Genomic DNA, 18,688 nt, shown 5'->3' on the forward strand with positions numbered 1-18,688 from the left:
ATGCTCGCCGACCGCGAGCAGGAGGTGGCCCTCGCCGTGGGCCGGGGCCGGTCCGGCGCGGAGAACGCCGCCATCCCTGAGAGGGCGGCCGTCGTCACGACGCCCGGCTCCGGCGTCCCGGCCGAACCGGACCTCAACACCGTGTCCGGATCGCGCTGTTGACGCACGACGCCGGGCCGGTCGACGACGAGCCCGACGTACCCTGAGGCCATGACCATCGTCGAGCTGGCCGATTACGGGCCGGACTTCACCGCGGACCCGTATCCGTACTACGAGCGGCTGCGTGTCTCGGCCCCGGCGCACCGGGTGCGCGGTGCCGACGGCGGGGAGTTCTGGCTGATCGTCGGCCACGAGGAGGCGCGGGACGCGCTCGCCGACCCGCGGCTGTCCAAGTCCCCGGCGACGATGGGCACGACCATGCTCGACGAGCAGGTCATCGGCCCCAACCTGCTCGTGGTCGACCCACCGGACCACACCCGGCTGCGCAAGCTGGTCAGCCGGGAGTTCACCCCGCGCCGCGCGCAGACGCTGCGGCCCCGTGTCCAGCGGATCACGGACCACCTCCTGGACGCGATGGTCCCGGCCGGCCGGGCCGACCTCCTCGACGCGCTGGCCTTCCCGCTGCCCATTGTCGTGATCTGCGAACTCCTCGGCGTCCCCGCGGCCGATCGTGACGCCTTCCGCACCTGGTCGAACGAGGTCGTCGCCCCGACCTCCCCGGAGACGGGGGAGGACGCCGTCCGCCGGCTCGGGGCCTACCTCGACGAGCTCATCGCGGACAAGCGCTGCGCCGGCCCCACGGACGACCTGCTCTCCGCCCTCATCCGCACCAAGGACGAGGACGGCGACCGCCTCTCCCTCGCCGAACTGCGCGCCCTCGCCTACCTCCTGCTCATCGCCGGCCACGAGACGACCGTCAACCTCATCTCCAACGGGGTACGTGCCCTGCTCACCCACCCCGATCAACTCGCCGCCCTGCGCGCCGACTTCTCCCTTCTCGACGGTGCCGTCGAGGAGATGCTGCGCTACGACGGCCCCGTCGAGACCGCCACGGCCCGCTTCAGCGCCGCCCCCGTACCCGTCGGGGACCAGGTCATACCGCCGGGTGAAATGGTGCTGATCAGCCTGGCGGCCGCCGACCGCGACCCCGCCCGCCACCCGGACCCCGACCGCTTCGACATCCGCCGGGACGCCCGCGGGCATCTCGCCTTCGGCCACGGCATCCATTTCTGCCTCGGCGCGCCGCTGGCCCGCCTGGAGGCCCGGATCGCCGTCCGATCCCTCCTGGAGCGCTGTCCCGGCCTCGCGCTGGACGAGACGGCGGACGCGTACGAATGGCTCCCGGGCCTCCTGATGCGCGGCGTGCGGCGGCTGCCGGTGCGCTGGTAGGGAACCGCCGGGCTGCGTACGCTGCTCGCCGGACCACCCGCACCGACTCGGCCAAGGAGCGCGCGCATGAACGGACTTGATATCGAGACCGCCCGCAAGGTACTCGACAGCCAGCCGTTCAGCAGGCTGGTCGGGGCACGGATCTCCGCCTTCCGGGACGGCGAGGCGGTGCTGGAGGTGGACATCCGCGAGGAACTGCACCAGCAGAACGGCTTTCTGCACGGAGGCGTGGTCGCCTACGCCGCCGACAACGCGATCACCTTCGCCGCCGGTACGACGCTCGGTCCGGCCGTACTGACCGGCGGGTTCTCCGTGCAGTACGTGCGGCCCGCCACCGGGCGCACGCTGGTCGCCCGTGCCGCCGTCGTGCACAGCGGGCGCCGGCAGGCCGTCGTCCGCTGCGATCTGTTCACCGCCGGCGCGGACGGTGACGAGACCCTCTGCGCCGTCGCGCAGGGCACGGTCCTGTCCGCCGGGCCGGCGTGACCTCTCCCGCCGGCGCGGCCTCTCCCGCCGGCACGGCCTCTTTGCACCCACCGGCGCGACCGCTTTCACCCCGCCGGCATGACCTCTTCCCACCCACCGGCGCGACCGCTTCAGGCCCGGTGACGGCGGCGCCGAGTCAGTCCGCCGGGATCTCCTCCAGCCGGACCGGCCGCCGCTCGCGGCGGGACAGCTCGCACGCCTCTGCCACGCGCAGCGCCGTCAGCGCCTCGCGGCCGTCGCAGGGGTTCTCCGCCTCGCCTGCCACCAAACGCACGAAGGTGTCCAGCTCCGCCTTGTACGCCGGGGCGAAGCGCTCGAGGAAACCGGGCCACGGCTTGTCGACGGGCGGCAGGCCGTGCGGCTCGGTCGAGCTGATCGGCGTACGGTCGTCGAGGCCGACGGCGACCTGGTCGAGCTCGCCGGCCAGCTCCATCCGCACGTCGTAGCCCGCTCCGTTGCAGCGGGTGGCGGTCGCCGTGGCCAGGGTCCCGTCGTCCAGCGTGAGCAGCGCCGCGGCCGTGTCGACGTCGCCCGCCTCGCGGAACATGGCGTGTCCCGCGTCCGAGCCGGTCGCGTACACCTCGGTGATCTCCCGGCCCGTCACCCAGCGCAGGATGTCGAAGTCGTGGACCAGGCAGTCCCGGTACAGCCCACCCGACAGCGGCAGATACGCGGCGGGCGGCGGCGCCGGGTCGGAGGTGATGGCCCGCACGGTGTGCAGCCTGCCGAGGCGGCCGGAGCGCACCAGCTCGCGGGCCGCGGTGTACCCGGCGTCGAACCGCCGCATGAAACCCAGCTGGAGCGCGGTACCCGCCTGCTCGACCTCGCGCAGTGCCGCCAGGGTGCCCGGCAGGTCCAGGGCGATCGGCTTCTCGCAGAACGTGGGGAGCCCGGCACGCGCGGCGCGGGCGATCAGCTCGGCGTGCGAGGAGGTCGCCGAGGCGATCACCACCGCGTCCACGCCCCAGGTGAAGATCTCATGGGCACTGGGGGCGGCGGTGGCCCCGCAGCGGTCCGCCACGTCGGCGGCTCTGGCCGCGTCGGTGTCCGCCACGACCAGTGAACCCACCTCACGATGGCGGCTCAGCACGCCCGCGTGAAAGCTTCCGATACGGCCCGTACCGATGAGTCCGATGCGCATGGCCCAAAGGTGGAGGCGAGGCCGCCACGCTGTCAAGGCTTTGTCCTGACAACCGAACCTCACGACTTCCCGTCAACATGGGGTGCGACTACGCTCCCTCACGTGCCAAAGCAGCCCAGACACGAGACGGAACCGTCCCTGTCGCTCCAGCTCGGCGTGGACCGGACCAGCCCGGTCCCGCTCTACTTCCAGCTCTCGCAGCAGCTGGAATCGGCCATCGAGCGGGGAGTCCTCACCCCGGGCAGCCTGCTCGGCAACGAGATAGAACTCGCGAGCCGGCTCGGCCTGTCCCGGCCGACCGTCCGCCAGGCCATCCAGTCCCTGGTCGACAAAGGGCTGCTGGTGCGCCGCCGCGGTGTGGGCACCCAGGTCGTGCACAGCCAGGTCCGCCGCCCGCTGGAGCTCAGCAGCCTCTACGACGACCTCGACGCGGCCGGTCAGCGGCCCGCCACCGTCGTCCTGGACAACCTCGTCGAGCCCGCGAGCGCCGAGGTCGCAGCGGCGCTCGGCGTACCGGAGGGCAGCGACGTCCGGCGGATCGAACGGCTGCGCTACGCGCACGACGAGCCGATGGCCCGGCTGCGCAACCATCTGCCGGCCGGCCTGCTGGACTGCGGCACCGAGCGGCTGGAGGCCACCGGCCTGTACCGGATGATGCGCGCCGCCGGTATCACCCTGCACAGCGCCCGCCAGTCGGTGGGCGCCCGCGCCGCGACGCCGGAGGAGGGCGAGCTGCTGGGCGAGCCGGCCGGCGCGCCCCTGCTGACGATGGAACGCGCCACGTTCGACGACACCGGGCGGGCGGTCGAGTTCGGCTCCCATGTGTACCGGGCCTCGCGATACGCCTTCGAGTTCCAGCTCCTGGTGCGCCCGTAACCCCTCGTCCACGGGTAAGAATGTTCGGACAAAGTCTTGACGGGGTCGCGGGGCGGCCGTAGAAACTCACCCAGCCGCAACCGGGCGGCCGGGAGAGAAGGCGGACCCACCATGCGTACCACCCGCACGGCAGCAGCCCTGCTCGCCGCATGTGCCCTGGCCGTCGTCGCCGGATGCAGCAGTTCCGGCGGCAAGGAGGCCGACGGGAAGCCGGCCGGGGGCGGCGGCGAAGCCGCGAAGACGCCCCGTATGAAGATCGCCATGGTGACGCACTCGGGTCAGGGCGACACCTTCTGGGACATCGTCCAGTCCGGCGCCGAGGTCGCCGCACGCAAGGACAACGTCGACTTCCTCTACGCGGCGCACCCGGAGGGCAAGGAACAGGCACAGTTGATCCAGACGTACATCGACCAGAAGGTCGACGGGATCATCGTCACCCTCGCCAAGCCGGAAGCCGTCGGCGCCGTGGTGAAGAAGGCGGTCGCCGCCGGTATCCCCGTCGTCACGATCAACTCCGGGGCCGAGTTCTCCAAGGGGCTCGGCGCGCTGAGCCACATCGGCCAGGACGAGTCGGTGGCCGGTGAGGCCGTCGGCGAGGAGCTCGGCGAGCAGGGGAAGAAGAAGGCGCTCTGCGTCATCCACGAGCAGGGCAACGTCTCCCTCGAGGCGCGCTGCGCCGGCGTGAAGAAGGCGTTCGGCGGCACGGTGGAGAACCTCAACGTCGAGGGCACGAACATGCCCGCCACGACCTCCTCCATCGAGGCGAAGCTGCAGAGCGCCAAGGACATCGACGCCGTCGTCACCCTGGGCGCGCCGTTCGCCGCCGCGTCGGTGAAGGCCAAGGAGGGCGCCGGCTCCACGGCCGAGATCAGCACGTTCGACCTCAACGCCGAGGTGGTGAAGCGGCTGAAGGCCAAGGAGATCACCTTCGCCGTCGACCAGCAGCCCTACCTCCAGGGGTACCTCGCCGTCGACGAGCTGTGGCTCAACAAGGTCAACGGCAACGTGATCGGCGGCGGCAAGCCGGTCCTGACCGGCCCGGCCCTGGTCACGGAGAAGGACGTCCCCGCCCTCGAGAAGCTCACGGCCGACGGTACGCGGTGAACGCGCGAACGCACGCGGTGAACGCGCGAAACGCACGCGGCCGACGTGCCCCGCACGGCCCCCGCCGCCGCCTCCCCGCCCCCGCCGCCTCCCCCGCGACCAGCGATGACCGATACTTGGGCGGCCGGCCGGCTCCGCCTCGGAGCCGGCCGCGGCAGGCAGCACGGCGAGTACGGCAAGAAGGGCACCACACCGTGGCAAGGGCAAGGACAGGGGTACGCGCGCTGGGCGCGGTGCTGGCGGCGGTGCTCGGAGCCTCCCTCGCGGGGGGATGCAGCAGCACCGGCGGAAAGCGCGCGGAGGACGCCCGCAAGGCGCAGGCGGCAGCCGGGAAGGCCGCAGTGAACACCCCCCGCTGGACCTTCGCCATGGTCACGCACTCGGGCGACGGCGACACGTTCTGGGACATCGTCCAGAACGGCGCCGAGCAGGCCGCGGCCAAGGACAACATCAACTTCCTCTACGCCCACAGCGACGAGGGACAGCAGCAGGCGCAGCTCGTCGACTCCTACATCGCCAAGAAGGTCGACGGCCTCATCGTCACCCTCGCCAAACCCGACGCCATGAAGGCCGTCGTCGCCAAGGCCCGCAAGGCCGGCATCCCCGTGATCACGGTGAACTCCGGCTCCGAGCAGTCCAAGGCGTACGGCGCCCTCACCCACATCGGCCAGGACGAGAACATCGCCGGCGAGGCCGTCGGCGACGAGCTCGACGCACGCGGCCGGAAGAAGGCCCTGTGCGTCCTGCACGAGCAGGGCAACGTCGGCCACGAGCAGCGCTGCGCCGGTGCCAGGAAGACCTTCGACGGCACGATGCAGAACCTGTACGTCGACGGCACCAACATGCCCGACGTCCAGGCGTCCATCGAGGCGAAGCTGCAGACCGACCGGTCCATCGACGCGGTCGTCACCCTGGGCGCGCCCTTCGCCGACGCGGCCGTGCAGGCCAAGGAGAGCGCCGGGTCGAAGGCCGAGATCGACACCTTCGACCTCAACGCGAGGGTGGCCGGGGCACTGCGGCAGGGCTCGCTCGGCTTCGCCGTCGACCAGCAGCCCTATCTCCAGGGCTACCAGGCCGTGGACCTGCTGTGGCTGTACCGGTACAACGGCGACGTACTCGGAGGAGGACGGCCGGTGCTGACCGGACCGCAGATCATCACCGAGAAGGACGCCGCCGAGCTTCAGGAATACACGGAGCGGGGGACCCGATGAGCCAGGTCGCACCACCGGCGACACCCGACAGGACACCTCAGAGACAGGACGAGCGGCTGCTCGGCACCTCGCCGCTGCGCAGACTGATGGGCCGGCCCGAGCTGGGCTCGGTCGTCGGCGCACTCGCCGTCTTCGTCTTCTTCTCGATCGTCGCGGACGCCTTCCTCCAGCCGTCCAGCCTCGCCACCGTCCTGTACGCGGCCTCGACGCTCGGCATCATGGCCGTGCCCGTCGCCCTGCTGATGATCGGCGGCGAGTTCGACCTCTCCGCCGGTGTCATGGTGACCAGCTCCGCGCTGATCTCCTCGATGTTCAGCTACCAGATGACCGCCAACGTCTGGGTCGGCGCGCTCGTCTCGCTGCTGCTCACGCTCGGGCTCGGCGCCTTCAACGGCTTCGTGCTGACCCGCACCGGGCTGCCCAGCTTCATCATCACCCTCGGCACGTTCCTGATGCTGACAGGCCTGAACCTGGGCCTGACCAAGCTGATCAGCGGCACGGTCTCCACCAGGGCGATCGGCGACATGGAGGGCTTCGGGTCGGCATCGAGCGTCTTCGGCGAGTTCACCGTCGGCGACACGACCGTCAAGGCGACCATCGTGTGGTGGTTCGTACTCATCGCGCTCGCCACCTGGATCCTGCTGCGGACCCGCTTCGGCAACTGGATCTTCGCGGTGGGTGGCGGCGCCGACGCGGCCCGCGCGGTGGGCGTTCCCGTCAAGCGGACCAAGATCCTGCTGTACATGGGCGTCGCCTTCGCCGCCTGGGTCTCCGGGCAGCATCTGCTCTTCTCGTTCGACGTGGTGCAGTCGGGTGAGGGCGTCGGCAACGAGCTGACGTACATCATCGCGGCGGTCATCGGCGGCTGTCTGATCACCGGCGGCTACGGCTCGGCGATCGGCTCCGCGGTCGGCGCGCTGATCTTCGGCATGACCAGCAAGGGCATCGTCTACGCGGAGTGGAACCCGGACTGGTTCAAGTTCTTCCTCGGAGCGATGCTCCTCCTGGCCACCCTGCTCAACGCATGGGTACGCAAGCGTGCGGAGGCGACCACCTGATGAGTGCCCTTGTCGAGCTGGACGGCGTCAGCAAGTACTACGGCAACATCCGGGCCCTCGAAGGCGTCTCGCTCGAGTGCCGCGCCGGTGAGATCACCTGCGTCCTCGGGGACAACGGAGCGGGCAAGTCCACCCTGATCAAGATCATCGCAGGGCTGCACCGGCACGACGCCGGCTCGCTGCGCATCGAGGGCGAGGAGACCTCGCTCACCAGCCCGCGCGAGGCGCTGGACCGCGGCATCGCCACGGTCTACCAGGACCTCGCCGTCGTCCCGCTGATGCCGGTGTGGCGGAACTTCTTCCTCGGCTCGGAGCCGACCAGGGGCAGGGGGCCCTTCAAGCGTCTCGACGTCGAGACGATGCGCGAGACCACCCGTTCCGAGCTGCTGCGGATGGGCATCGACCTGCGCGACGTCGACCAGCCCATCGGGACGCTGTCCGGCGGTGAGCGGCAGTGCGTGGCGATCGCCCGCGCCGTCTACTTCGGCGCCAAGGTGCTGGTGCTGGACGAGCCGACCGCCGCACTGGGCGTGAAGCAGTCCGGCGTCGTGCTGAAATATGTGGCCGCCGCCCGTGACGCCGGCCTCGGAGTGGTGCTCATCACCCACAACCCGCACCACGCCTATCTCGTGGGTGACCGTTTCGTGCTGCTGAAGCGCGGCGTCATGTCGGCGAGCCACACCAAGCAGACCGTCACACTCGACGAGCTGACCCGGCAGATGGCGGGCGGCAGCGAGCTGGAGGACCTGCGCCACGAGCTGGAACGCGCCCCCGAGCCCACCCGGCTCGGCGGCCACCCGGCCGGCGGCGGCCGGGACGCCGGGTGACGCACGGTTCGGGGGAGGGACCGCCCGCCTACTAGCATCGAGGGGGCGGACCCCCACCCGCCCGGACCCCACCCGCCGAGGACCCGGACCGGCCACCACGACCCGCAGGGACGACTTGAGTACGTACCGCGACTTCACGAACCGAGGCACCGCACGCGCCACCCTCCTCAAGACGGTCGGCACACGGGAGCGGCGCTCGCATCTCACCGCGCCGCGCGTCCCCACGGTCGGTATCGACATCGGCGGCACCAAGGTCATGGCGGGCGTCGTCGACGCCGACGGGATCATTCTGGAGAAGGTCCGCACCGAGACGCCCGACAAGTCCAAGAGCCCCAAGGTCGTCGAGGACACCATCTGCGAGCTGGTCCTCGACCTGTCCGACCGCCACGACGTGCACGCCGTGGGCATCGGCGCGGCCGGCTGGGTCGACGCGGACCGCTCCAAGGTCCTCTTCGCCCCCCATCTCGCCTGGCGCAACGAGCCCCTGCGGGACGCGCTCTCCGCCCGCCTCGCCGTTCCCGTGCTGGTCGACAACGACGCCAACACCGCCGCATGGGCGGAATGGCGCTTCGGCGCCGGACGCGGCGAGGACCACATCGTCATGATCACGCTCGGCACCGGTATCGGCGGCGCGATCCTCGAGGACGGACAGGTCAAGCGCGGCAAGTTCGGCGTCGCCGGCGAGTTCGGCCACATGCAGGTCGTGCCGGGCGGCCACCGCTGCCCCTGCGGCAACCGCGGCTGCTGGGAGCAGTACAGCTCGGGCAACGCCCTCGTCCGCGAGGCCCGCGAACTGGCCGCCGCCGACTCCCCGGTCGCGTACGGCATCATCGAGCGGGTCGGCGGAAACGTCGGCGACATCACCGGACCGCTGATCACCGAGCTGGCCCGTGAGGGCGACGCGATGTGCGTCGAGCTCTTCCAGGACATCGGTCAGTGGCTCGGGGTCGGCATCGCCAATCTCGCCGCCGCGCTCGACCCCTCCTGCTTCGTCATCGGCGGCGGCGTCAGCGCCGCCGACGACCTGCTGATCGGACCCGCAAGGGACGCGTTCCGCCGCCACCTGACCGGCCGCGGCTACCGCCCGGAGGCGCGGATCGCCAAGGCCCAGCTCGGCCCGGAAGCGGGTATGGTCGGCGCGGCCGACCTCGCACGGCTGGTGGCGCGCCGCTTCCGTCGCACCAACCGTCGCCGAGTGGAACGCCATGAGCGCTACGAGCGCTACGCGCAGGCCCTGCGCAGTCCGAGCTCCGCACGCCTCACCCAGGAACCCCCGTCATGACAACGCTGACCACCCGCCGGCCGACACCGCAGACCCCGCCGACCCCCGAGGGCCGGCGCCACATGATCGTGCGCCGCTGGATCACCGCGATCGTCATCGTGCTCCTCATCGGCATCCCGGCCGGTTATCTGGTGATCTCCGCCGAGCAGAGCCGCGCGAGCGGCCGCGACAAGCAGGCTGAGTCCGCCGCGGAGGGCCTGCGCGATTTCTGGCCCTCCCTGATGAAGCGCCGCATCTTCGAGGTGCCGATCCCCGAGGGTTCCACGCGGGTCGCCTACTTCGAGACCAGCAACTGGAAGACCAGCCGGCTGTACGTGCAGTTCCGCACCTCCGCCGAGGGTCTCGACGCCTTCCTCGAGGGCGTGGGCACGAGCCGCGGCGCGCTGGAGGCGGGCAAGGTCACCATCGGCGACCGCGACGCCGGAGTGGTCGGCTGGAACTTCGGGCTCGAGGACCGCGCGTGGGCGGGCACCGTGCACACCCAGAAGGACCCGCGCCCCAGCCAGGACATCACGGTCGATCTGACCGAACCGGACCATCCGTGGGTCTACGTCGTCTCGACGGCCAACCCGTAGGAAGCCCGCTCAGTCGACAGGTGGTCCACATGAGGCGCGTAGACCGGTTCAGACCATGGTGGTCCAGGTGCGTCGACGCCGGTCGTGAAACGGGTGTGAGAGGTGACGGGCTCCCGCCTTCCGGTCCGGCGGGTCCGACGGACGGTCCGGAGACGGGTGCGACCGATGCCCCCGTGACTTCACGACCGAGGGCGGCCGGGGCCGTGGGTGTCCACAAGGACGACGCGGCAATCCGGAGGAACGCCGTCCACCGTGGAGGGAGCCGGCACCGCGTAGCGCCGCAGGACCGCCCGCGTGACGGAGTCCAGGGCTCCCCACAGGACGGGCGCAATCCGCGGTGGACGCCCTGCGCGCCCAGAAGGACCACGCCCGCTGTCTCGTTGAAGACCGCCGAGCGCACTACCTGGTGTCGGTGAAGAACGACCAGCCATCCCCGCAGGGCAGTTGAGTACGCTGCCCTGGAGTCGGTCCCCGTTCCGGACCGCTCCCGCGACCGTGGGCACGGCCGAGAGGAGATCCGCGAAGTCAAGGTCGTCACTGTCAGCGCACTGCTCTTCCCGTATGCCCGCCAGATGGTGCGCATTCGCCGCAAGCGCCGCGGCATCAGCAGGAAGAAGCGGCAGACCGAGACCGCCTACGCAGTCACCGACCTGTGCGCCGAGCAGGCCATCGCGAAGGAGACCGCGGCCTGGGCACGCGGGCACCGGATCATCGAGAGCACCGTCCACCGGACCAAAGACGTCACCTTCGGCGAGGACGCCGGCCAGGTTTGTTGCCCCCGCATCCCGGTCGTCATGAGCGCCCAGCGCGACCTGGCCCGCGCCACCCTCCACCGGGCCGGCTGGGCCGGCATCGCCTGCGGCCGACGTGCTCACGCCCAACCCGAAACCGTCCTCGCCCTCCACGGAATCCCGTGATCAAGCCGGACGATCAAGGCTCCCCTCGGGGCCCTGGGGATCTCCCGTATGCCGTGGCCCTCGCCGCGGATAGAGTGGACGGTGATCGACAGGGACGGGCCGGGCGAGGGCGGAGGACGGCGTGGGTGGTGCCGAGGAGAGCAGGAGCACGGGCACCGGGCGCCCGACGTCGCGGGACGTCGCCCGGCTCGCCAGCGTGTCGCACACCGCGGTGTCCTTCATGTTCAACGGCCGCGCCGAGGGCAACCTCTCGCCCGCGACCCAGGAACGCATCCGGCAGGCCGCCGTCCAGCTGGGATACCGCCCCGACCCCGTCGCCCGCGGTCTGCGCCGTCGCCGTACGGCCGTGATCGGGCTGGTCACCGACGAGATCGCGTCCTCGCCGTTCGCCGGTCGGCTGCTGCGCGGCGCAATGGAGACCGCCTGGGACAGCGAACACCTCGTGCTCACCGTCGACTCCGGCGGTGACCTTGCCAAGGAGGACGCGGCCGTCGCGGAACTGCTCGACCGGCGGGTGGACGGCATCATCTACGCGGCCATGTCGCTGCGCCGGGTGCGGGTCCCCGAGGGCTTGCACCGCACCCACTCCGTTCTGGCCAACTGCCTGCCCGAGGACGACTCCCTGCCCGCCGTGGTCCCCGCCGAGCGCGCCGGCGGCCGTACCGCGGCCCGGCTGCTGCTCGGTGCGGGCCACCGCCGGCTCGCCGTGATCGGCGGTGTGGACGACATCGCCTCGGTGGAACGTACCCGCGGCTTCCGGGACGCGCTGCGCGCCGAGAGCGTCACCGTGCCCGAGGAGTGGATCGTGCGCGGCGGCGGGGAGATCTCCGCGGGGTACGCAGGGGCACTGCGCCTGCTCGACGGGGTCGATCCGGGCCGCCGCCCCACCGGCGTCCTGTGCTACAACGACCGGGTCGCGGCGGGCGTCCTGCATGCCGCGACCCGGCTCGGGATCGATGTGCCCGCCGATCTGTCGGTGGTCGGTTACGACGACCAGGAGCACATGGCCGCGTTCCTCACCCCGCCGCTCACCTCGGTCGCGCTGCCGCACCGGGCGATGGGGGAGGCGGCGGCCCGGCTGCTCCTGGACGCCATCGACGCCGGCCGTACGCCGCCCGCGACCGTCCGGCGTCTGGCCTGCCCGGTGGTCAGCCGAGCCTCCGTGGGACCGGCGCCCACCCGGTGACCCGGGCACCCGGCCCGTCGACCGTCAGCTCGGCGATGTCGCCGGGGCGCTGGTAGACGCGTTCGGTGACCATCGCCCGTTCCGCGACGAAGAGTTCGAGGAGCGAGCCGTCGACGAGCAGCCGGAGCGCGAGTTCCGGCCCCTTCGGTACGTGCACGGTGATCGGGGCGGACCCTTCCCTGCCGGTCCGGGGCCAGGCGCTGCGGTCGAGGAGGACGGTTCCCCTGGCGGGGTCCACCCGGACGGTCAGCTCCCGGCCGGACGCGTCCCGGAGCAGGCTCACCGTGGTCGGTTCGCATGCGGTGATCGTCAGGTCGTACGTCTTTGGAAGCGGAGCCCGGCCCGGCGCGGTGACGAACGGTTCGGCCGGGCGCAGCAGGTCGAGCTCCGGGGCCGGACTCACGCGCAGCGTACCGTCGGGGTGCACGTCGACGACGCGTGGCGCGGTGAGTACGCCTGCCCATCCGGCTCGGTGCACCTCCTCGTGCGGACGGGCCTCCCACGACCAGCCCCACAGCAGTGCGCGGTCCTGCTCCTGGAGCACGGCGGGAGCGTAGAAGTCCCGCCCCTGGTCGAGCCGACCGCCGGTGCGCGTCTCGAACCTCAACGTTTCCCGGCCGTCGACTTGCAGACGGCCGGTCAGGTAGGCGGTCGAACAGGGGTCTCCGTCCCACAGGGACACCAGAAGGACGTGGTCGCCGCCGGCTGTCCGGTACAGGTGTGGGCACTCCCAGCCCACCGCCTTGTCACCGAACGCGCCCGTGGCCACCGGGTCCTTGCCGTCCAGCAGCACTCCGGCGAACCGCCAGTCGGTCAGGTCGTCGCAGTCGTAGAGCAGGACCGACGGCGTGCTGTCGGCGTGCCCGGCCCCGACGAGGGCCCAGCGCCGGTCCGCGTGGCGGAAGACGAACGGGTCGCGGAACATCACCACGTCCAGTCCTGGCGGCGGCCCTGCCACCACCGGCGTCGGCAGCGGCTTCCACTCGGTCAGTCGCTCGTCTTCCGGGTCCGCCGCTCGCGCCAGGCAGATGGTGCCGAGACCGGCGTGGTCACGGTCGATGCCCGTGTACACGGCGGTCGGTGTCCCGGCGTCGTCGACGACGCAGCCCGACCAGCAGCCGGCCTCGTCCGGGCCGCCGGGTGTCGGTGTGAGCGCGATCGCGTGGTACTCCCAGTGGACGAGGTCGCGGCTGGAGGCGTGGCCCCAGTGGATGTCGGCGTGCACCGGGGCGCCCGGGTTGTACTGGTAGAAGAGGTGATGGCGGTCGCACCAGCGGAACGGTCCGTTGGGGTCGTTGATCCAGCCGGCGGACGGACGGATCCTGAAGCGGGGTGTGTGGCTCAACGGTTGACTCCTGCTGAGGTGATGCCCTCGCGCAACGGGCGCTGGCCAACGACGAACACTGCGACGGCGGGGAGCATCGACAGCACGACCCCGGCCAGGACCACCGAGATCGACCCGGTGCCGAGGTTGCCCTGCAGGGAGACCAGGCCCAGCGGAAGCGTGTAGTTCTGGCTGGAGGTCTCCAGGATCAGCGGGCGGAAGAACTCGTTCCAGTGGTAGTTGAAGGCCAGCACGCCGACGATCGCCAGGCCGGGTGTGGCCAGCGGCGCGTACACCGAGCGGAAGATCCGCCAGGGCCCCGCGCCGTCCAGCATCGCCGCCTCGCCCAGGTCCTTCGGCATGCCGAGGAAGTACTGGCGCATCAGGAAGGTGCCGAAGGCGGTCGGGAAGGCCGGGATGATCAGGCCGAGGAGGGTGTCGGTGAGGCCCATCGACTTCAGCACCAGGAACACCGGCACGATGGTGACCTGCAACGGCACCATCATGGTCGCCAGGACCAGGCCGAACAGGGGCTTCTTGAAGCGGAACTCCATGCGGGCGAAGGCGTATCCGGCCAGGCCCGCCGTGATCATCTGGCCGACCGCGATCAGCGCCGTCACCAGCGTGGAGTTCAGGGCGAGCAGCCATACGTCGATCTGCTGGAAGACCCCGCGGTAGGCGGCGGTCGTCGGGTCGACCGGGATGATCTGCGGGGGCAGGTCGAAGGACTGGGCCGGGGTGCGCAGGGAGGTGGCGATGGTCCAGATGACCGGACCGAGCGTCACCAGGGCGCAGACGGCCAGTCCGGCGATCCGGGCCCAGGGGGCGAGCGAGTACCGTACGCGGCGCAGGGACGGGGTTGCTTGGCTCATACGGCTCACCGGCTCACTGGTAGTGGACGAAACGCCGGCTGAGCCGGAACTGGAAGGCGGTGACCGCCATGATCAGCACGAAGAGCAGCACGCCCACCGCGGACGCCTCGCCGAAGTCGAGCTGCTCGAAGGCCCTCTCGTAGATCACCATCACCACCGTGCGGGTGGCGTCGCCGGGCCCGCCGTCGGTGAGGACGTAGGGCTGCTCGAAGACCTGGAGGGCGTTGATGATGCCGACCACCGACGCGACGAGCAGGGTCGGCGACAGCAGCGGCAGGGTGATGCCGAGGTGCTTGCGCAGGCCGGTCGCGCCGTCGAGGGCGGCGGCCTCGTGGATCTCCTTGGGGATGTTGTTCAGACCGCCGACGAACAGCAGGAAGGAGAAGCCGAACTGCTGCCAGACGTAGACCAGGATCACCGTGGCCATCGCCGCGTGCTCCGAGGTCAGCCAGGGCACGGGCGCGACGCCGACCAGGCCGATCAGCCAGTTCACCACCCCGAAGTCCTGGTTGAACAGGTACTTCATCACCACCGAGATGGATGCGGCGGACAGCACGAGCGGGAAGAAGAACGCCGAACGGAACACCGACCGCAGCCACACCGGCATCCGCCCGTTCAGCGCGAGAGCCAGCGCCAGCGCGATCAAAAGTTGCAGCGCGACCGCGAGGACCATGAAGAGGAGCGTGTTGCGGAAGGAGACCAGGACGGTCGAATCCGTGAAGGTGGTGAGGTAGTTGGCGCCGCCGGCGAAGCGGGGCGGGTCGATCACGTCCCAGTGGAAGAGGCTCAGCACGATGGACCCGATGATCGGCACGACCGTGAAGACGACGATGCCGACGACCGTGGGTGCCAGGAACAGCGCGGCCAGCAGCCGGGTGCCGCGGTCACGGACGGAGGGCCGGGCGGTGACGGCGGGTGGCGGGGCGGGCCGTGAACTCACTTGCCGCATCTGAGTGTTCGTCATACCTCACGCTCCATGGCCTTCTCCAGGTCGCCCTGCATCCGGCGCAGTGCGGGACCTACCGCACGGGGTGAGGCCAGCGCGGTGCCGGTGTACTTGAGCAGGACGTCGGTCACCTCGGCGACCTGCGGCGGCGCCGGGATCGGGCCGGTGTCGGGAAACCGGTCGAGGGTGTCGTAGAAGACCTGCCAGTGCGCCGGGCCGGTCTCGGCGTAGCGGGCGGCGGTCAGCATCGAACGGCGGGCGGGGGTCGTCTGGTTGCTCCGGAACAGCTGGGTCATCGTGTCCTTGCGGGCGGTGTACTTGATGAACTCCCAGGCGGCTTCCTGCTTCTTGGAGGTGCGCAGCAGCGCGTAGCCCGCCGCGCCGAACTGGTGGCGCTGGGTGCGCCAGCGTGGGAAGTACTGCACGTCGTAGTCGGCCGCCCGCATGCCGGCAAGATGCAGGCCGCCCGCCCAGAAGCCGCCCGCCGGGGTGACGCCGACGCGGCCGGTGGAGAACACGCCGACCAGGTTGCTGCCGTTGCCGCCCTCGGGACGTGAGCACAGGTCGTCCTGGACGAGGGAGGCGAGATAGTCGTACGCCTCCTCGACCCGGTCGGCGGTGGCCTGCGGGGTCGTCCAGCGAAAGCCCCCGCCGCGTCCCCGCCGGTCGGCGGCCGGGTAGAAGCTGTCCCACAGCCACGAACCACCGGGCGCCTTGGACTCCTTCAGCAGGTTCGTGCCGTTCGCGAAGAGCCAGGGCACCACGCCGCCCCACAGCCGGTTGGTCCAGAAGTACGGCGTGAAGTGCGTGCCGCCGGCCCGCTTCATCTCGCGCAGCAGCGTGGTGAAGTCGTCGCGGCTCCAGTCGGCCGGCGGGAAGTCCGCGCCCGCCCGCTTCAGCACCTGCTTGTTGAGGTACATGTCGGCGGCGTTGAACTCCATGGGGAGTTGGTAGAGGCTCCCCTCGTACATCATCGACTCGACCAGTGAGGGGTGGACATCGGCGAAGTACTCCCGCAGCTCCGCCGCGTCCCGGCGCACCCAGCGGTCCAGGGGCACTCCGAGCTTCCGGGCGAACAACTGCACGCCTTCGGTTGCCACATAGACCAGGTCGGGTGCGGTGCCCGCGGCGATCTGGGTGAGGATCTTGGCGAAGAAGTCCGACCAGTCGACAGCCTGCACCGCGTTCACCCGCAGCGGGATGCCGGGGTGAATGCGGTGGAAGCCCTTGGTGAGGGCGTCGACGGTGGCCGGATCGAAGGCGGAGCCGAGGGTGGCGACGACGAGGGAGCCGTCGTCGCGGCCGGGGATGTCGGCTCCCGTGAGCCGGTCCCAGCTCGCAGCGGTACCGGCCAGGGCGGCTGCGCCCGCCCCGTATGCGCCGTACCGCAGCAGCGTGCGGCGGGGGAAGTTCGAGTCAGTCATCGAGGGGCCCTAACTCGTGTTAGTTCAGGATTGATGTCCCAGGTGATGGGAACCGGGCCATGCACCTGTCAAGAGTCGGGAACGCTTGACCTTTAACGAGTTAGGTCTACAGTCCTCGTTCACACGAGCCGCTCTTCTCACGCCCTCCGCGTTATGAGCCGCACGTGCGTGACGAGCCGCCACGGGCCCTCATGGGCCGCCACGAGAGGAACGATGTGTCATGCCCGGAACGTCAGGGATTTCCAGGAGATCACTGTTCGCGGGATCGGCGGTGGGCGCCGCCGCGCTGCTGCCCACCGGAACGGCCACGGCCGCCCCGAAGCCCAAGGCCACGACCAAGGACGACGCCAAGGCCAAGGCCGCGGTGAGTGGCGCGAGTTACCGCGCCGCGTACCACTTCACGGTCCCCGACCAGTGGAAGAACGATCCGCAGCAGCCCGTCTGGATCGACGGCGAGTACCACTACTACTACCTCTACAACGCCGACTACTTCACCGGCGTCGTCGGCACCGCGTGGCGCCTGGCCACCACCAAGGACCTGGTCTCCTTCACCGACCGCGGCGTTGCCGTGCCCAAGGACACCACGCCCAACGGCGACCTCTGGTCGGGCTCGGCGGTGGTCGACACCGGCAACACGGCCGGCTTCGGCGCGGGCGCGGTCGTCGTCATCGTCACCATGTCCCCCGGCGGCGGCACCGACCATCAGGAGCAGTTCCTGTACTACTCGACCGACGGCGGACTCACCTTCAGCAACTACGGGACCGATCCCGTCCTGCCCAACCCGGGCGTCGCCGACTTCCGCGACCCCAAGGTGATCCGCGACGAGGACCGGGGCCGCTGGGTGATGACCCTCGCCGAGAACGACAAGATCGGCTTCTACCACTCCGACGACCTCAAGTCCTGGACATACGTGGACGGTTTCGTCCACGACGGCATCGGCGTCCTGGAGTGCCCCGACCTGTTCCGCATCACCGCCGACGACGGCACCGTCAAGTGGGTGCTCGGCGCGAGCGCCAACGGCAAGAACGCGGGACTGCCCAACACGTACGCCTACTGGCCGGGTTCCTTCGACGGCAGCACATTCGCCGCTGACACGAGTGACCCGCAATGGCTCGACCACGGCTGGGACTGGTACGCCGCCGTCACCTTCGAGAAGCGGGACGCGAGCGGCGCGGTGGACGCGGCTGCCCGGTACGCGATCGGCTGGGTGAACAACTGGGACTACGCCAACACCACCCCCACCATCGACTGCGACGGCTTCAACGGCGCTGACTCCATCGTCCGCGAGGTCACCCTGAAGAAGGCATCCGACGGCACCTACCACCTCGCCTCCCGGCCCGTCTCCGGCCTCGACTCGCATGTCTCCCGCACCGTGAACCTGGGCGACGTGACCGTGGACGGCACGAAGGTGCTCGACTACACCGGCATCTCCTACGAGGTGACGACCGACATCGCCTGGTCCGAACTTACGGGCTGTGGACTCCAGTTGAGGCGCTCTCCGGACGGCGGCCGGCACATCGACGCCGGGATCTACGACAACTACGCCTTCCTCAACCGGCGCAACACGGTGAACGCCGACACCTCCGGCAAGTGGCAGGAGAGCCGCACCCCGTTCGACCCGTCCGCCGGCACAGTGAAGCTGCGCATCCTGGTGGACCGCACCTCGGTGGAGATGTTCGTCGACGACGGCCACTACGTGCACACCAGCCAGGTGTTCCCCTACCTGCTGGACACCCGGCTCGCACTGTTCACGATCGGCGGCAGCGCGGTGTTCCGTAACACGGTGATACGCGAGTTCTCGGTGTGAGGCCGGCCAGGGGAGTGTCAAGCCCCGGGTTTCGTGGAGACTGAGTCAGCTGGTTTCCTGGAGTGACGCAGGGGGTTCGGCCGCCAGACGCGTCGCACGCTCACGCAGTTCTTGGGGGTACTTACGGGGAGCAGCCATGATCGGCATCCTTCCGGGTCTTCGACGTCTCCATCAAACCCGGGGCGATTCAGAGTATGCGGCTGCGGCCGAGCCTTCTACCGAGCGTTCACCGTACGGTGTTCAAGCTGCTGTTGGGTGGGATT

At 70.5% G+C, this 18,688-nt stretch carries 18 protein-coding genes; 13 read left to right on the forward strand and 5 right to left on the reverse strand.

Going from position 1 to position 18,688, the window contains the following annotated elements; all coding sequences use genetic code 11:
* The 3 genes from AB0903_RS07225 (at nucleotide 1) to AB0903_RS07235 (ending at nucleotide 1,875) form a co-directional block, all read left to right on the forward strand.
* Nucleotides 1-162 carry a hypothetical protein gene (locus tag AB0903_RS07225; protein WP_366699915.1) on the forward strand — a complete coding sequence of 54 codons (162 nt, stop codon included), beginning with the start codon at nucleotides 1-3 and terminating at the stop codon, nucleotides 160-162.
* Nucleotides 163-210: 48 nt separating this feature from the next.
* Entirely contained in the window at nucleotides 211-1,389 is a 1,179-nt protein-coding gene (locus tag AB0903_RS07230; protein ID WP_366699829.1) for a cytochrome P450, read from the forward strand.
* Nucleotides 1,390-1,455: 66 nt separating this feature from the next.
* Nucleotides 1,456-1,875, forward strand: a complete 420-nt coding sequence (locus AB0903_RS07235) for a PaaI family thioesterase (protein WP_366699831.1) — start codon at nucleotides 1,456-1,458, stop codon at nucleotides 1,873-1,875.
* 136 nt (nucleotides 1,876-2,011) lie between these two features.
* Here the strand turns inward: AB0903_RS07235 and AB0903_RS07240 are convergent, their stop codons facing one another.
* Nucleotides 2,012-3,016, reverse strand: a complete 1,005-nt coding sequence (locus AB0903_RS07240) for a Gfo/Idh/MocA family oxidoreductase (RefSeq protein WP_366699833.1) — start codon at nucleotides 3,014-3,016, stop codon at nucleotides 2,012-2,014.
* Between the two features lie 156 nt (nucleotides 3,017-3,172).
* Between AB0903_RS07240 and AB0903_RS07245 the strand changes: the two genes are divergently transcribed.
* The 9 genes from AB0903_RS07245 (at nucleotide 3,173) to AB0903_RS07285 (ending at nucleotide 12,052) form a co-directional block, all read left to right on the forward strand.
* Nucleotides 3,173-3,892: a GntR family transcriptional regulator gene (locus tag AB0903_RS07245; RefSeq protein WP_366699913.1), complete on the forward strand. Its 720-nt coding sequence runs from the start codon at nucleotides 3,173-3,175 to the stop codon at nucleotides 3,890-3,892.
* 111 nt (nucleotides 3,893-4,003) lie between these two features.
* Nucleotides 4,004-4,996, forward strand: coding sequence for a sugar ABC transporter substrate-binding protein (locus tag AB0903_RS07250; RefSeq protein WP_366699835.1), 993 nt, complete (start codon nucleotides 4,004-4,006; stop codon nucleotides 4,994-4,996).
* A gap of 194 nt (nucleotides 4,997-5,190) precedes the next feature.
* Nucleotides 5,191-6,207 (forward strand): sugar ABC transporter substrate-binding protein, encoded by a 1,017-nt coding sequence (locus AB0903_RS07255; protein WP_366699837.1) that lies wholly within the window; start codon nucleotides 5,191-5,193, stop codon nucleotides 6,205-6,207.
* Nucleotides 6,204-7,265: an ABC transporter permease gene (locus AB0903_RS07260; RefSeq protein WP_366699839.1), complete on the forward strand. Its 1,062-nt coding sequence runs from the start codon at nucleotides 6,204-6,206 to the stop codon at nucleotides 7,263-7,265. Before AB0903_RS07255 ends, AB0903_RS07260 begins: the two co-directional genes overlap by 4 nt.
* Nucleotides 7,265-8,092, forward strand: a complete 828-nt coding sequence (locus tag AB0903_RS07265; RefSeq protein WP_366699841.1) for an ATP-binding cassette domain-containing protein — start codon at nucleotides 7,265-7,267, stop codon at nucleotides 8,090-8,092. Before AB0903_RS07260 ends, AB0903_RS07265 begins: the two co-directional genes overlap by 1 nt.
* Before the next feature lie 115 nt (nucleotides 8,093-8,207).
* Nucleotides 8,208-9,374: an ROK family glucokinase gene (locus AB0903_RS07270; protein ID WP_366699843.1), complete on the forward strand. Its 1,167-nt coding sequence runs from the start codon at nucleotides 8,208-8,210 to the stop codon at nucleotides 9,372-9,374.
* On the forward strand, nucleotides 9,371-9,949 hold the full coding sequence (locus AB0903_RS07275) for a hypothetical protein (protein WP_366699845.1): 579 nt from the start codon (nucleotides 9,371-9,373) through the stop codon (nucleotides 9,947-9,949). Before AB0903_RS07270 ends, AB0903_RS07275 begins: the two co-directional genes overlap by 4 nt.
* 572 nt (nucleotides 9,950-10,521) lie before the next feature.
* Nucleotides 10,522-10,866 carry a hypothetical protein gene (locus AB0903_RS07280; protein WP_366699847.1) on the forward strand — a complete coding sequence of 115 codons (345 nt, stop codon included), beginning with the start codon at nucleotides 10,522-10,524 and terminating at the stop codon, nucleotides 10,864-10,866.
* Nucleotides 10,867-10,987: 121 nt separating this feature from the next.
* Complete coding sequence (locus AB0903_RS07285; protein WP_366699849.1) at nucleotides 10,988-12,052, forward strand: LacI family DNA-binding transcriptional regulator; 1,065 nt, start codon at nucleotides 10,988-10,990, stop codon at nucleotides 12,050-12,052.
* Here the strand turns inward: AB0903_RS07285 and AB0903_RS07290 are convergent.
* The 4 genes from AB0903_RS07290 to AB0903_RS07305 are packed head-to-tail and all read right to left on the reverse strand — an operon-like array spanning nucleotide 12,015 to nucleotide 16,618.
* On the reverse strand, nucleotides 12,015-13,397 hold the full coding sequence (locus AB0903_RS07290; RefSeq protein WP_366699850.1) for a glycoside hydrolase family 32 protein: 1,383 nt from the start codon (nucleotides 13,395-13,397) through the stop codon (nucleotides 12,015-12,017). The two genes, AB0903_RS07285 and AB0903_RS07290, sit on opposite strands and share 38 nt — an antisense overlap.
* Nucleotides 13,394-14,248 (reverse strand): carbohydrate ABC transporter permease, encoded by an 855-nt coding sequence (locus AB0903_RS07295; RefSeq protein ID WP_366699852.1) that lies wholly within the window; start codon nucleotides 14,246-14,248, stop codon nucleotides 13,394-13,396. Before AB0903_RS07295 ends, AB0903_RS07290 begins: the two co-directional genes overlap by 4 nt.
* 13 nt (nucleotides 14,249-14,261) lie before the next feature.
* Nucleotides 14,262-15,212, reverse strand: coding sequence for a sugar ABC transporter permease (locus AB0903_RS07300; RefSeq protein ID WP_366699854.1), 951 nt, complete (start codon nucleotides 15,210-15,212; stop codon nucleotides 14,262-14,264).
* The gene (locus AB0903_RS07305) at nucleotides 15,209-16,618 is read right to left on the reverse strand and encodes an extracellular solute-binding protein (RefSeq protein WP_366699856.1); all 1,410 of its coding nucleotides are present in this window, start codon (nucleotides 16,616-16,618) and stop codon (nucleotides 15,209-15,211) included. Before AB0903_RS07305 ends, AB0903_RS07300 begins: the two co-directional genes overlap by 4 nt.
* Before the next feature lie 220 nt (nucleotides 16,619-16,838).
* Between AB0903_RS07305 and AB0903_RS07310 the strand changes: the two genes are divergently transcribed.
* Nucleotides 16,839-18,425 (forward strand): GH32 C-terminal domain-containing protein, encoded by a 1,587-nt coding sequence (locus AB0903_RS07310; protein WP_366699858.1) that lies wholly within the window; start codon nucleotides 16,839-16,841, stop codon nucleotides 18,423-18,425.
* Nucleotides 18,426-18,688 lie beyond the last annotated feature (263 nt).

Origin of the sequence: Streptomyces sp. NPDC048389, assembly GCF_040706335.1 — a bacterium.
Classification (GTDB): Bacteria; Actinomycetota; Actinomycetes; order Streptomycetales; family Streptomycetaceae; genus Streptomyces.

Excerpts from the sequence above, each read along its gene's own strand:
- AB0903_RS07250 (WP_366699835.1), top strand. The coding sequence starts at position 4,004 with ATGCGTACCACCCGCACGGCAGCAGCCCTGCTCGCCGCATGTGCCCTG.
- AB0903_RS07265 (WP_366699841.1), top strand. The coding sequence starts at position 7,265 with ATGAGTGCCCTTGTCGAGCTGGACGGCGTCAGCAAGTACTACGGCAAC.
- AB0903_RS07300 (WP_366699854.1), bottom strand. The coding sequence starts at position 15,212 with ATGACGAACACTCAGATGCGGCAAGTGAGTTCACGGCCCGCCCCGCCA.
- AB0903_RS07295 (WP_366699852.1), bottom strand. The coding sequence starts at position 14,248 with ATGAGCCAAGCAACCCCGTCCCTGCGCCGCGTACGGTACTCGCTCGCC.
- AB0903_RS07305 (WP_366699856.1), bottom strand. The coding sequence starts at position 16,618 with ATGACTGACTCGAACTTCCCCCGCCGCACGCTGCTGCGGTACGGCGCA.
- AB0903_RS07280 (WP_366699847.1), top strand. The coding sequence starts at position 10,522 with ATGGTGCGCATTCGCCGCAAGCGCCGCGGCATCAGCAGGAAGAAGCGG.
- AB0903_RS07235 (WP_366699831.1), top strand. The coding sequence starts at position 1,456 with ATGAACGGACTTGATATCGAGACCGCCCGCAAGGTACTCGACAGCCAG.
- AB0903_RS07310 (WP_366699858.1), top strand. The coding sequence starts at position 16,839 with ATGCCCGGAACGTCAGGGATTTCCAGGAGATCACTGTTCGCGGGATCG.
- AB0903_RS07260 (WP_366699839.1), top strand. The coding sequence starts at position 6,204 with ATGAGCCAGGTCGCACCACCGGCGACACCCGACAGGACACCTCAGAGA.
- AB0903_RS07275 (WP_366699845.1), top strand. The coding sequence starts at position 9,371 with ATGACAACGCTGACCACCCGCCGGCCGACACCGCAGACCCCGCCGACC.
- AB0903_RS07230 (WP_366699829.1), top strand. The coding sequence starts at position 211 with ATGACCATCGTCGAGCTGGCCGATTACGGGCCGGACTTCACCGCGGAC.
- AB0903_RS07225 (WP_366699915.1), top strand. The coding sequence starts at position 1 with ATGCTCGCCGACCGCGAGCAGGAGGTGGCCCTCGCCGTGGGCCGGGGC.
- AB0903_RS07240 (WP_366699833.1), bottom strand. The coding sequence starts at position 3,016 with ATGCGCATCGGACTCATCGGTACGGGCCGTATCGGAAGCTTTCACGCG.